The sequence below is a fragment of the Maledivibacter halophilus genome (genome assembly GCF_900167445.1).
GTDB classification, from domain to species: Bacteria; Bacillota; Clostridia; order Peptostreptococcales; family Caminicellaceae; genus Maledivibacter; species Maledivibacter halophilus.
Map to the genome: position 1 here is coordinate 245648 of NZ_FUZT01000008.1, position 12353 is coordinate 258000.

The following is a 12353-nucleotide window of genomic DNA, read 5'->3' on the forward strand; positions in this document are numbered from 1 at the left end:
CCTTTATTTAGATTCTAAAGTTGCAACTTTCTCCTCAAGAACTAGAACTCTCTCGAACAAATCAGCCATTCCTTCGTACAACTCTGAAAGCATTTGTATTTGTTTTTCTTCTTCTTCTTGCCTTATTTCCATAATAGATTTTCTATTTATCATTTTCATTACTCAAAAGCACCTCCAAATCCTCTAATTGAAACCTCATTTTCATTATCTGGATTTTTATCAATAGTGATTTTGATATTGACTCCCCATTTTTCGGCAGTTTTTACTTCGTTAGTAAAGTTAAAATGTCTATTTTGTGCCACTTGAGAAGTTATATCTTCCCATGTGGGGATTTCATCAAAACCATTATTACAAGCTTCAACTGTTGCTGTAGCACCTTCGATATTCCATGAAGGCGTAACAAGTATTTTACTCGCTTTAGCGTCTGTCTCAAAAGGTTCTTTAAGAGCAAGTTTTATCTTTGTTTCGCTTTTCATAAAATTGAAGTTTCTTATAGAAGTAGAACCATTGGAGTCAGTAGCTTCAACTTTAAGTGTATGGGAGCCATTTGTAAGCTTTAGCCATTCTTCTTTTGGTATTGTAACAGTGTTTGAAGCCCCTAAAGTAGCCACAAAGCTCTTGATTACTATATCGTCTATTTTTTCTGTGATTACTACGGTATCACCTTCAGCATCAGTCACGATATAATCCCTTGTCATAGGAGCCGCTATCTCTCCAAGTTCTTCATCTGTTCCAGAAATTAAGGGTGCTGTGTTTGTTCTTCTGAAGGTGTAAGTCCTATAAGATACCCCTCCATTGCCATCATCAGCCTCAATTGTAACTGTATTAGAGGATAGAAGAGGCAAAGCATATAAAGTGTCATTGTCTATATCTATTGTTATATCCTGACCCTTTGGAGCGTTACTTAAAATTCTTATGATATCACCATTAAGCTTTTCTTTAACTGTAATTGAGTCATTATCACTGTCTGTTACTTGATAAACAACTTGAAAACCAATATTTTTGTCACCAAGATTTTGGTCTTGACCGCTTATAGTTGGAGCTGCATTTGTTCTTTTGAAAGTGTAAGTCCTTGTTGCTGAAGCTCCTTTTCCATCTGATACCTCAATTGATACAGTGTGAGTTCCAAGGCTCAACGAATCAATATCAACATCAATGGTATACTGGAAATTTCTTTGTGCTGGACTAATAACTTTTTGTTCAACTCCGTCAAGTTTTTCCCTAATCGTCAATACATCCTCAGAATCAGTGTCATTGACTTGGTACGTTATTTGAAAGTCTGAATTTTTATCCCCAAAGTTGGTGTCTGAGCCAGAAAGCAGAGGGGCAGAGTTCAGAATTTCAAGGACGGGACGCCAGCCGAGGTCACCGGTACGACCCGACGCAGTACCGTAGAACCACCACCGAGCCGAACTGCCGCCACGAATAGCACGATAGGACGTGTTGGAAGAATAAACCTCTTGACACCAAGTATATACTCCCATCCAATTCCAAAATTGATTATGCGTACTATTTTTATCCGTCATATCTCTTGTAGTATCTAAATCGCTAGAAGTAGGAGAGGGAAGCCCTGAAATTGATTCTTCCCTAGTAATAAATCTATCCCATTCGTTATCTATTGGTGTTCCTCCTGCATAATAATTATCATTCCTTTTGTTGCTTCCACCAGTCAAAAGCCTTACTTTGCACTGCTGTCCATCTATAGTTATTGTTTTCCCAGTAATATAGTTCTCACTATTGAGGTCATTCCATGAAACATTCACAAGAATTACCCTGTCACAAATAAGGAGAGTTTTGTCTCCGTCCTTAATTTTAACCCACTTCAGTTTTTTAGCAGAGTCAGAGGGAGTATCTCCTAAAGTCCATTTTGACATATCAATTAATGACTCAAAATCGGAGATGTCGCCAACGCCAATACCGCTGACTGGCTCACTGCTTATTCTCCATGGTTTAGAGGGTCTGTTTTGAGCTATGCCATTTTTATAAAGAGCTCCCAGTTCAACAACTCCTAAATATTCTGCCAAAGTATTCACCTTCCTTTTCAATTTTTACATAAGGATATTTCTTAAATATCTTTTTACAAAGATTAAAGCTATTTGAATGTCTTGCGTGTCCAAGCCAACTATTAACAGCTTGAACAACTTCCTTTTCAGTCATTTTTCCATTTCTCAGCTTTTTATCCATTGCCTTGATTCTTCTTTTCATAGCTCTTTTAGACTGATTTCTAAGAAGCTTGTGAGTAGTCCATATCTTGTAACCATACGCATTTACACCTTGACTTATAGGAAAAATTTTAGTCTTTCTATTAGTTTCAAGGTCAAGCTTTTCCTTCAGGAACCACTTAATCTTTCCAAGATACTCCTGAGCTTCATGTTTTGTTTTTGTAACAATGATAATGTCATCCATATATCTCGTATACCACTTGATTCCCAAGTATCGCTTTGCGAACTGGTCTACCTCATTGAGGTAAATGTTAGCAAAATCCTGACTCGTAACATTCCCAAGCGGAATGCCTTTTTCTCCTTCTGGAGAAGAATCTATGATTTTATCCAAGAGCCAAAGCATATCAGTATCTTTGATTTTCTTCCTCAAGATATTTTTCAGGATATCTCTATTGATTGAATAAAAGAACTTTCTGACATCCATTTTAAGAACCCATCCATCTCCATATTTCCACTTGCAAAGCCTCATGTTGTGCTGCACATTTTCAACAGCCTTATGAGTTCCTCTTCCTTCTAAACATGCATATGACGTATTAATAAATACTGGCATGTAAACCTCTTGAAGTATGTTATGGACTGCAAATTGGACTATCTTATCTTTGATTCTTGGGGCACTCACCATTCTTTCTTTTGGCTCATATACTTTAAATCTAATGTATGAGCCCATTTCATACCTCTTGTGTTTCAGCTCTCGCCAGAGCCTGACTAAGTTTCTTTCTCTGCACATATCAAAGAGAATAGTATCTTTTCTAAATTTGCGACAACCTTTCTTGGTGTTCTTATAGCTAACTTCAAGGTTTTTATAATCAATTACTTTATTAAATAACTTCGTCATTATGGCATCCTCTTTCTAGGCTTGGCAAAAATGACTTGTTCATGTGTTTACACCTGAAGGTGAAGGATTGGCTCTCCCCTGAAATTCTAGGGTCATGCTGGTGAATCCGTAAACGCACCAGTCAAACGGTATTTACAGGGCGGGACGCCAGCCGATGTCATCGTTACGATTCGACGCAGTATTGTAGTTCCACCTCCGAGCCGAATTGTTGCCACGAATAGCACGATAGGACGTCAAACAGAGCCAACCCTGCATATATTAAGCTTTCTTCATTAAGCCGCCAGTAATTCTTCCAAGCTCTGATATTTTATCTTGTAGCTCCATAGCTTTCTTTTTGCTGATATACTTTTGTTCTCTGGCTATACCGAATAATACAAGAAGCAGCTTAAGGTCTGCATCCACTTCATGTAAATATTTAAGTCTATATTTCTTTAAAGCATTTGCCATCATAACATTTCGTATAACTCTGTAACAAGCTTGCTTTATCTCTTGACATAAACAAAACTTTTCAGCCTTTGGAAACCTTTGTAATACTGGATAGATAGAATTTAAAAAGACCTCAGCTTTTTTCTGTAATATTAAAGGCTGCATGATTGTAAACACCTTTTTTCTCTAATGTTTTCTATAGCTGCAATATCGCCATAGTAGTTGCATCCATAGTCAGTTATTTCAATAGATGCCACTTTATCAGTCCCAGCCACTATACCCTTTATCCTGATAGTATCATTCTTGCAATTATCACATATAGGAAGCAGCTCCTGAAATAAGTTTGATATAATACAGCTTAGCTCACTCTTGCTGCAAGCAACTTTATACATAAATCTTTTTTTCAACTGGGTCATATATTCCATTTTCAATCTCTACGCTATCCAGATTATCAAAGTTTTCAAAGAATACATTATTTGTTAAATTATTCAGCGAAGCATTTTTTAAAATTGCAACCTCTACAGCAAGACTTGTTATGTTGTTAGAATTATTAATTGTTTCATCTGTTACATTGTATATACCATCCTCAATGTGATTCATCCTTCTAGCACTTATTGGAGTGCCTTCTTGAATTACTTCTTCTGTATCAATATCAACAATATGATCTTTCCAATAATTTTTATCATACCTATCCATCTTCTATCCCTCCACTTCTACAAACCTATACTTAAAAACAGTATATAAGCCTTTTTGGGAAGGCTTAATAAAAACTCTAGATGCATGAGCTATAGCATCGCCATCTATATCAATAAGTTTTATATTATCAATTTCACCTTCTACAGAATCATCAAGATACACATATATCTTGACAGTATTATCATCTATAGATGATTTGAAAATATCAATTTGTTTTTCATCTCCATTCAACTCATAGGTAGCATGAGATAGAGAATTTATAAATCTTTGGGCCTGCTTCCTGATACCTATATTAGTCAACGTCTTCATTAAAATCACTTCCTTCACATCTCGCTATACCGCATAAGGGGTATTCGCTCAAACCATCTTTATTGTAATTATCTATTTCTAGATAGCTTTCAAATATTTTAGCAATGGTTTGTTTATCTGGATAAACCCCTGACAAAATTTGATTACACCTTATATATTCAATTATTCTTGTTTGTAAGTTTTCAAAAGTTTTAAACCCTGATTTAAAATCACAATATTGAGCATATATTTCCTTTATATACTTTTCATTAGAAGCATTTGTAAAGCCTGCTTTTGGATATTTTACTTGAACATTCTTGCTAAAGGATTCTACATTTAACATGCTATTAAACGCTTTACCTTGATTGTTAGGTTGTGGCCACATTCCGCATGATATTGTATTGCATAAAGGTAATCTTGAATATCCAGACCGGAAGCTTGATCCAATTCTTATATTTGAACTTTCTTCTATCCCGTAGGATGGTAAACTACTTGCGGATTTAACCTTCATAATTTCTTTATTTATGACACCGATATCATCTATATCGCTAGCCTTAACGCTTCCAAGATAAATAATAAACTCAGCCCATCTTTCAGGATCGTGTACGTAAAAGGGTTCTATATAGGATTGTTCATAACCAAGAGCTTTTAAAGTTAGTAAAATAGCTTTCTTGCTTCCTGCCATAATAGCTATTTCCCATTTTGCCAATAGCCTTTTTTTGTAACTCTCATCGGTTTCCCCTGCAAACCTTTTTAATTTTCTTCCTTCTCCATGTTTATCAAGAGCCTTTCCAGAAGCGGTGTAAATAAGAGCCTGTCTTCTTATTAGAAATATTTTTTCTTTTACTTGGTCTAAAACATTCCCTAATACTTTAAATAGTTTATATGCATCACTTTCACTAGGTTCTGATAATTTTAATGGTCTGTGAGCTAGATACCATAAATATTCAGTAAACTTCATGATTAACTACTCTCCTTGACCACATTTACCGTAACATCCCTTAGTATAATAAGATTTTTAATCTCCAAAGATACGTCCTCCAAGGGATTATTAACTATCACATTAATTACATTTTCTATACTCATAAGTTTATGGCTTATCTTAGCTCTATATAGTTTGTTTCCTGAATTCTCATCATTTATGGTAAATAAACTTTTTATAATATTTTCTGCTTCTAATTTTATTTGTGTTTCATCTCCATATATATCATCTATATAAACAGTTACATCAATATCCTGATAAATCGCTTCAGGCCCATAAACCAAGACATCATCATATGGTCCTTTAATCTCTTCAATCTTTTCTCTAACTGATTGAAGAAGTGCTTCAGTGGGAAGGCCTGCAACTCCAGTAACAATTATATCGATGGTTCCTTGTCCCCTTGGATGCTGGTCATCAACAAATACAGTAAGTACCCCATTAACATTATTTACATAAGACCTATAGGTGTCTCCAATAGGAAAGGCAGCAAGTTCAGCCCAAGTGTTTTCACATCTTTTCCTTAAGGAATCATCACTCTCTTCATCAGTTCCTTCCTTGATTAGCCAATTGATTTCATTGGTTATATAATCAATGCCTGGAATATGCTGAACCGAATATTTTATCATACCAGAAGACACGTTATATATAGACCCAGGGAATTCAGCTTTAACAGGAATATATGCCTTTAGATCATCCGCTTGCATAACTACAGTTTTCGTCGATATAAACCGTAGAATTTTATCATTTTGGTAGACATCAGTTTTAAATATAGTTCCTTTAGGAATCTGTTTAGACATCCCATCACTTGTGTTTCTGCCTACTGTTATGCTTCCCTCAGTTTTGATTGCTTGTTTTCTTTCCTTCCCAAATTCCCTTGCCTTTAAATCCAGCCAAACGCCTTTAGCATCTGGTAAAAAAACCATAGATACTACTTGTAACAGCAACTTGTAGAGTTCATTTACCGACTTAAGAAATATCATTTCCAATGCTTTAAATATCTTGCCAGCTCTAAAATTCTTAATCTTAAAATCATTGGCATCAAGCTCTTTTTCTACTTGATTGCTCATTTCATCTAGGTTAGGTATAGGAAGAATTGAATTAAGATCCTTTTCATCCATTACACGTTCACCACCTCAACATTAACTCTATCTGCCACAGTGAGTGCTAACTCAATTTCTTTATCCAAAATCCTAAATTTTACACTTGTTGTAATTGCTTTTAAATCCCAATTAGAAATATTTACTTTTATAGAGTCAGGACTTATAAATTCATTCCTTGAAAGCTTAGTTTTTATTCTTTGGGTAAATTCCAGTCTATTTATTTCATTGTTTTGTTTTTGTATAAATTCTAAAAGCCCATAACCATATTCTTTGTCATAGAAAAGATCGCCAGGCTGTGTATTCATTTCATTTCTAATTTCCTGAATTAGGCAATCATATTCAGTTACAATTTCAGCATCACCATCAGGAGCCCTAACAAAATTCCCTTGATCATCAATTAAGATGTCAGACCCAATTAATTCTTCAATTGTACTCACAGTCAATCAACCTTTCCATCTACATAAGGCATACCTAAATCATTGTAATAAAATCCGACTCTTACCACATCCCCAACCATGTAACTATTTCTCACTTTTACTTTTGGTATTTCAGGGTACTCATCATTAGCCTTTCCATACTTATCAAGGAGCCTTATATCAACAAAAACTTCATAAGATTTTGTGACAACTGCTTTTACTGGATAATGGATAGAATAAAGGTCAGGATGTTTCTCCTTTAAAAACTTTCTAATTGTTCTAACGATTAAATTGTATAGATCCATTTTTCCTCCATGCTCTATATGAAATAAATCTCAGTCCTTGGAAAGCCTTTTTCGTTAACAGAATAATGCACTCTATAGACTTCAAAAATCCCCGATATACTTGGGTGGGTTACATTAATTTTGTGAGAATGCCTTACAAAAGGAGCTGATATCGTTTCAAAAACCCAAAATCCATTTTTGAAAGTCATATTAATAATGTTTTCGCCATATATAAACTCGTAAATTTCATCTTGATCTGGAATTTCTCCCCAGTAAAATATTTTATCTAAAAAGAAGAATCTTTCATTTATTCCCCATATTCTATTTACTTCACCCATCAGTTCAACAATATTTTTTCGTGCAACTACAAGCGTAGGCTTTTTTACAAAGGTTTGAGATTTTATTTTATAGTTTTTTATTCCAGCCTTATCTAGGCCATATTGTATTATTTCTTGAGGGGATACATTTAGAAAAGTTTCTGTAATTCGTGTCTCCTCAAGCTTTATCATTTCATCCTTTGCCACAATTTCGTTATCTAATGTCATCCCAGTATTTACAGTTCTTTTCACATAACCATCAAATATAGCTTCATTATTTCCGGAATATCCTAAATAAATTTTCACATCATCCATTTTGTTAAAACTTACTTTATCAACAAATTCTTTCGTAAACCTTACCTTCGCCCAGTCAAAATGCTTCTCCTTTGATGAAAAGACATCAAAAGTTACACCAGTATCAAAAAAGTATGAACCTATCTTAACACTTACAGTGGGGTAAAAGAACTCTTCATTTAACATAGTAAGGCCTCCAAACAATATCATCATCTATAGCTGCTGTTGCTTTGCTTTTATCTATTGGGCTGTTTCTTTCCTCTAAATAGGTTTCGTACTCATTAATAAGATTTAATTTAGGGCTAATACTAGACTCATTATTATTTGATACTGAAGATGTTTTTGTTGATCTTATAGTAATAGGAATGTATTCCCAAAACTCGCATACAACCTTTATGATATTGCTATTATTATCTTCCCTTGAGGTAAGCTTTTTGAAGATAACCCTGGTAATGCCTCTAGTATTCAAATGCTTGTTGAATATTTCATAGACCTTCGGTTTTTCTTGTCCAGGTCTTTTAAAAATGTTTTGAATCCTTGAAAGCTGCTCAAACTCATCCTCCTGGTTATTAGGTCTAAGTCCTATGACAAGCTTTATTTTTGCATCCTCATAGCCCGTGGCCTGCTTTGGCTTGACTGACTTTCCCTTAACATCAACCTCATCAACCTTTACATCTGAATCTATTTCTAGCTTTTGAAAGATTCCAGGGAGGATTACACCTCCAACCTTAACAATATCAGTATCTACTATAATCATTAAATATCATCTCCATCATCATCTGTATCAGACTCAACTTGATCCTCAAGCTCCTTGATAATATCCATCAACTGGGCGATATCCTTGATATTTTCCACCTTCAGTTCAAGCTTTTCTATAATTATTTTCTTATCATCTTCCTTGTAATAAATTTTTTCTCTGCTTTGGCTATCCTTTTCCTTGATAATTTCCTTTAAATCAATCTTCTCAATCCTTCGATCCCTTCCAAAAGAAGCCTTTTCAAATTGGGGCATTGCTGGATTTATCATTCCTGCAAAGGCAAGCTCTGTTGTTCTTTTTAATATAGGAGCTTCAATTTCCATTCCCGCTGATAAAGTCTGAAATATTTTTCTACCACTAAGAGTAAGCTGAGACAAGGGGCCCTCCTTTGCATCGGAAAAGGGGAGAAGATTTCTTATTTTTGCAAGCCCCTTCTTAACAGCGTTTATAGGAGCCATAACTCCATCGGTAATCCCTTTTCCTAAAGTCTCCATTATCTTTTTTCCTGACTCCTTAAAGATGTTAAGCTTCTGAAGAACAGCTTCTTTAATTTTTATTGGAAGCCCCCTAAACAAGCTTGTAAGGTTGCTAAAAAGGTTGTTAAAGAAGGAAATTATCTTATCCCAATTCCTGATTATAAGAGCCGGAATACCTATAACTGGAAATATAGCTGAAAGTAGTAAAACAAACCCTTGAGGAAGACTGTCCACCTTTTCTTTAACCCAGCCAAAGGCATTTCCTATTAAATTTAAAGCTCCGTTAAATACTCCTGAAACAAAGCTTGATACCTTATCAAAATGTTTCCAAAGTAGATATAAAGCAGCAATAAGGGCGATAACCCCAATCACAATCCATGTAATAGGGTTTGCTAATAGGGCTGTTGTAAAAGACCACACGCTTCCTATCAAACCCGGAAGAGCCTTAGCTCCTGCTATTACAGCCTGCTTAGTCATGTTGAAGATGCCTAGAGCAAAGTTTTTAATCCCTACACCAGCAGTCTTAACCATTTCCAGTCCCATTTTAGCAACCCTCAGGGTGAGGCTGCCTACTCCTTTGGCGGCTTTTAACGTATTAGAGCCTAATTTACCAATAACGCCTTTAAATATTACCATGTTTTTAATCGCAGTAGTAACTACCATTCCTCCTATGCCGAAAACTGCAAGCATTCCTCCGAATATGGTAATCAATATACCTACAGCTAAAACTACCTTCATAATAATAGAGGTAAGTTCCTTGTTTTTATTTACCCACTTGGTTATATTTTCTATGTGCTGACTTCCAGTTTTTATAAGGCTTAGGACAGTTGGTATAAGGGACTTGCCCATCTCTTCTTTAAGATTGTGGGCCTGCTGCTTCAAAAGCTCATATTGGCTTCCAGGGTCTTTGTTCATAACTCCCGCCATTTCCTCGGCTATTTCAGTTCCCTTACCCATTGATTTATGCATATCTACAATATTTCTTTGAAGATCCCCAGTTTTGTTGTAAAGGAGATCAACAAGGGCCACAGCTTCTTGTCTTCCAAAGGCCTTTTGAAGCTCCAACTTTTCAGCAGCATCCATGGTTTCTCCAAACTTGCCCTTTAAGGTTTCTAATATTTCAGGAAGGGATAAAAGCTCATTATTTGTATCCACAAAGGTAAGGCCTAATTCCTTGCCGGCCTTTGCAGCATTTTTTATAAAGGAATTGTACTTTGTGCCAGCTTCACTGCCCGACATTGTAGCTTGGAGCATCCCCATAATTGCAAGCTGCTCCTCTAGGGGTACCTTGGCAGTGGTCGCCGATGCCCCCAGGGTTTCTATTGCCTGGGCCATTTGTGATCCAGTTGTCTTAAACTGCTTTACTGATCTTGATATGCCCGCTGAAAACATTTCTCCAAATTCTATATCGCTCATATTTGAATAAAAGTCCTTATACACACCGTATCCAGTGGCAAATAAGGAGGTCATTTCATCAACCGATGACTTTGTAGCCTTTGCTGTAAGGCCTGAGAGCTTTGTGTACTGAGCAACTCCTTCATCTGCAAGGGAGGAAATTCCTGATTTGATATCATAGGCGGAGCTAATGAATTCAGCCTTTGTGGTTCCAGACCAGGTGTTGGAAAATTCTACAGCAGCCTTTTCAAGGGCTTCCATGTTTTCAATTCCTACAGATGAAAGCTCCCCAAGGGCTTTTTGTGTTTCAAAGGTGGCTTCAACGGGGGATAAGACCCCCTTTGTTATCCCGACTCCGGCAGCACTGACTATAGCTCCGGTCTGGGCTGTCTCAGCATAGCTTCGTCTTAAATTGTCAAGTCGTTTTGTTGTTGAATCTACCGCTGAGTTAATTTGCCTTGATGGCCCGGTAAGGTTATCTATCATATTTACAAAGACTGAAAGCTTAAAAATAGTATCTAGGCCACCCATTTTCCCACCACCTTATTGTTAAATTTTGCTAAATAGGGTATACTAAAAATATAATAAGTTTTTATAGGAGGTTAAAGATATGCTTACCTTTACTCTATATCTGCTTTTAGGAATATTATGTATTTGCGTCGGGGTTATAGTTCCTTTTTTTATCTTGATGGCAATTTTTTGTACTCCATATTGGTTTTATCTTGGCATGTATAAAGAACAACATAATCTATCAAAGGATTTCAGAAAAACTAATTCTGTCTTCAAAGAAATAAAATATGCTGCTATATTCTATGGACAGATAATTCGATTCAAGAAACCGACATTTGATTAATAGTCGGTTTCTTTTATTCTTCTTCACCGAATACATCTGATATAGCGTTTGCTATTATATTTTCTTCTATTTCCTGAAGACATTTAGCCTTGGCAACCCCTTTTAAAAACTCATCTATATCCATATCTTTTATTTCTCTTACGCCTAGGAATCTATAGAGCAGAAGACCCCCATAGGAAATAAAGTTTTCCTTTATTTCACATATCTTCTGATCTATAATATCTTCAAATTTGTGATATCACTTAGTCCCATCAGTCTAAGATATTCCTTGGCAATAGATGAAGCTGCTGCTGGAAATTCCTCTAGGATTTTTTCTAACCTTTCTCTATCTTCATCAATTATTCCTGATATTACTAGATTCTTAAATGCTTGAGCAGGCTTTTTAGAAGCATCCTTGATAAACCTGTTGTAGGTTAGAACACTTGGCTTTTTGAATATGAATTCAACTTCTTTATCTTCACCATCTTCATCAACTACAGTAGTGGTTATAAGGTATATCTTTCCGTGCTTAGCCTTTAATTCATCAATTCTATTTTTATCCATTTTAATTTCCTCCTTTTGCAATTTTATTTGCGAATTTTTATATAGCCTTAACGCCATTTCTTACTATTACACCGGATACAAGTAAATCCAAATCAACCTTTAGACTTTTATCTCCCTGGGCTGCTTTATTGGATGTTTTTGTTATTGATACCTGGGGCAGTACATCGGTTTGAGTAGGGTAGTTATCGTTAGCATAGGATACTACTATTTTAGGTATTTCAAGCATATATAAAGAAATCTTCTTTTTGTTGCAGTATGCTAAAAGAATGTTAAATTCTTCTCTGGATAAGGATATTTTGGCAGTGGGCTTATAGTTTCCAGTTCCATAGCCCTTAGGCTTAGATCCTTTTCCATATTGCAGCTCCTTTTCAAGTTCATCATCATAGCTTATTTCCAAAAGCTCTATGTTTAAGCCTGTCAGATGTATATCTACATCTGACCAATCGTATCTTTTTCCATTTACCTTCAT

17 protein-coding genes are annotated in these 12353 nt (G+C 35.6%); 1 reads left to right on the forward strand and 16 read right to left on the reverse strand.

What is annotated here, in order from left to right:
* Positions 1-3: 3 nt before the first annotated feature.
* The 14 genes from B5X81_RS27565 to B5X81_RS16590 form a co-directional block, all read right to left on the reverse strand.
* On the reverse strand, positions 4-159 hold the full coding sequence (locus B5X81_RS27565) for a hypothetical protein (RefSeq protein ID WP_170917362.1): 156 nt from the start codon (positions 157-159) through the stop codon (positions 4-6).
* Positions 159-2024 (reverse strand): Ig-like domain-containing protein, encoded by a 1866-nt coding sequence (locus B5X81_RS16530; protein ID WP_330397369.1) that lies wholly within the window; start codon positions 2022-2024, stop codon positions 159-161. Before B5X81_RS16530 ends, B5X81_RS27565 begins: the two co-directional genes overlap by 1 nt.
* The gene (locus B5X81_RS16535) at positions 1999-3057 is read right to left on the reverse strand and encodes a reverse transcriptase domain-containing protein (RefSeq protein ID WP_079491498.1); all 1059 of its coding nucleotides are present in this window, start codon (positions 3055-3057) and stop codon (positions 1999-2001) included. Before B5X81_RS16535 ends, B5X81_RS16530 begins: the two co-directional genes overlap by 26 nt.
* 258 nt (positions 3058-3315) lie before the next feature.
* A complete protein-coding gene (avd, locus tag B5X81_RS16540) occupies positions 3316-3648 on the reverse strand; it encodes a diversity-generating retroelement protein Avd (RefSeq protein ID WP_079491500.1) in 333 nt (110 codons plus the stop codon).
* On the reverse strand, positions 3636-3890 hold the full coding sequence (locus tag B5X81_RS16545) for a hypothetical protein (protein WP_170917363.1): 255 nt from the start codon (positions 3888-3890) through the stop codon (positions 3636-3638). Before B5X81_RS16545 ends, avd begins: the two co-directional genes overlap by 13 nt.
* A complete protein-coding gene (locus B5X81_RS16550) occupies positions 3868-4179 on the reverse strand; it encodes an inorganic polyphosphate kinase (RefSeq protein ID WP_079491504.1) in 312 nt (103 codons plus the stop codon). The genes B5X81_RS16545 and B5X81_RS16550 overlap by 23 nt, the downstream gene beginning before the upstream one ends.
* A gap of 3 nt (positions 4180-4182) precedes the next feature.
* Entirely contained in the window at positions 4183-4488 is a 306-nt protein-coding gene (locus B5X81_RS16555; RefSeq protein ID WP_079491506.1) for a hypothetical protein, read from the reverse strand.
* Complete coding sequence (locus B5X81_RS27885) at positions 4472-5428, reverse strand: serine/arginine repetitive matrix protein 2 (protein ID WP_208985034.1); 957 nt, start codon at positions 5426-5428, stop codon at positions 4472-4474. Before B5X81_RS27885 ends, B5X81_RS16555 begins: the two co-directional genes overlap by 17 nt.
* 2 nt (positions 5429-5430) lie before the next feature.
* Positions 5431-6567, reverse strand: a complete 1137-nt coding sequence (locus B5X81_RS16565; RefSeq protein WP_079491508.1) for a baseplate J/gp47 family protein — start codon at positions 6565-6567, stop codon at positions 5431-5433.
* On the reverse strand, positions 6567-6986 hold the full coding sequence (locus B5X81_RS16570; RefSeq protein ID WP_170917364.1) for a contractile injection system sheath initiator: 420 nt from the start codon (positions 6984-6986) through the stop codon (positions 6567-6569). Before B5X81_RS16570 ends, B5X81_RS16565 begins: the two co-directional genes overlap by 1 nt.
* 2 nt (positions 6987-6988) lie before the next feature.
* Positions 6989-7270, reverse strand: coding sequence for a hypothetical protein (locus tag B5X81_RS16575; protein ID WP_079491512.1), 282 nt, complete (start codon positions 7268-7270; stop codon positions 6989-6991).
* A gap of 14 nt (positions 7271-7284) precedes the next feature.
* Positions 7285-8046, reverse strand: coding sequence for a hypothetical protein (locus B5X81_RS16580; protein ID WP_079491514.1), 762 nt, complete (start codon positions 8044-8046; stop codon positions 7285-7287).
* On the reverse strand, positions 8036-8617 hold the full coding sequence (locus B5X81_RS16585; RefSeq protein ID WP_079491516.1) for a hypothetical protein: 582 nt from the start codon (positions 8615-8617) through the stop codon (positions 8036-8038). The genes B5X81_RS16580 and B5X81_RS16585 overlap by 11 nt, the downstream gene beginning before the upstream one ends.
* Positions 8617-11019, reverse strand: a complete 2403-nt coding sequence (locus B5X81_RS16590) for a phage tail tape measure protein (RefSeq protein ID WP_079491518.1) — start codon at positions 11017-11019, stop codon at positions 8617-8619. The genes B5X81_RS16585 and B5X81_RS16590 overlap by 1 nt, the downstream gene beginning before the upstream one ends.
* A 79-nt stretch (positions 11020-11098) precedes the next feature.
* On the opposite strand from B5X81_RS16590, the gene B5X81_RS16595 reads away from it, so the two are divergent.
* Positions 11099-11341, forward strand: a complete 243-nt coding sequence (locus tag B5X81_RS16595; RefSeq protein ID WP_079491520.1) for a hypothetical protein — start codon at positions 11099-11101, stop codon at positions 11339-11341.
* A gap of 213 nt (positions 11342-11554) precedes the next feature.
* Here the strand turns inward: B5X81_RS16595 and B5X81_RS16605 are convergent, their stop codons facing one another.
* On the reverse strand, positions 11555-11884 hold the full coding sequence (locus B5X81_RS16605) for a DUF6848 family protein (RefSeq protein WP_079491523.1): 330 nt from the start codon (positions 11882-11884) through the stop codon (positions 11555-11557).
* A 37-nt stretch (positions 11885-11921) separates the two neighbouring features.
* Positions 11922-12353, reverse strand: coding sequence for a hypothetical protein (locus B5X81_RS16610; RefSeq protein ID WP_079491525.1), 432 nt, complete (start codon positions 12351-12353; stop codon positions 11922-11924).

Coding starts and splice junctions, on each gene's coding strand:
- B5X81_RS16565 (WP_079491508.1), bottom strand. CDS start 6,567: ATGGATGAAAAGGATCTTAATTCAATTCTTCCTATACCTAACCTAGAT.
- B5X81_RS16575 (WP_079491512.1), bottom strand. CDS start 7,270: ATGGATCTATACAATTTAATCGTTAGAACAATTAGAAAGTTTTTAAAG.
- B5X81_RS16585 (WP_079491516.1), bottom strand. CDS start 8,617: ATGATTATAGTAGATACTGATATTGTTAAGGTTGGAGGTGTAATCCTC.
- B5X81_RS16605 (WP_079491523.1), bottom strand. CDS start 11,884: ATGGATAAAAATAGAATTGATGAATTAAAGGCTAAGCACGGAAAGATA.
- B5X81_RS16535 (WP_079491498.1), bottom strand. CDS start 3,057: ATGACGAAGTTATTTAATAAAGTAATTGATTATAAAAACCTTGAAGTT.
- avd (WP_079491500.1), bottom strand. CDS start 3,648: ATGCAGCCTTTAATATTACAGAAAAAAGCTGAGGTCTTTTTAAATTCT.
- B5X81_RS27565 (WP_170917362.1), bottom strand. CDS start 159: ATGAAAATGATAAATAGAAAATCTATTATGGAAATAAGGCAAGAAGAA.
- B5X81_RS16610 (WP_079491525.1), bottom strand. CDS start 12,353: ATGAAGGTAAATGGAAAAAGATACGATTGGTCAGATGTAGATATACAT.
- B5X81_RS16550 (WP_079491504.1), bottom strand. CDS start 4,179: ATGGATAGGTATGATAAAAATTATTGGAAAGATCATATTGTTGATATT.
- B5X81_RS16580 (WP_079491514.1), bottom strand. CDS start 8,046: ATGTTAAATGAAGAGTTCTTTTACCCCACTGTAAGTGTTAAGATAGGT.
- B5X81_RS16555 (WP_079491506.1), bottom strand. CDS start 4,488: ATGAAGACGTTGACTAATATAGGTATCAGGAAGCAGGCCCAAAGATTT.
- B5X81_RS16595 (WP_079491520.1), top strand. CDS start 11,099: ATGCTTACCTTTACTCTATATCTGCTTTTAGGAATATTATGTATTTGC.
- B5X81_RS27885 (WP_208985034.1), bottom strand. CDS start 5,428: ATGAAGTTTACTGAATATTTATGGTATCTAGCTCACAGACCATTAAAA.
- B5X81_RS16590 (WP_079491518.1), bottom strand. CDS start 11,019: ATGGGTGGCCTAGATACTATTTTTAAGCTTTCAGTCTTTGTAAATATG.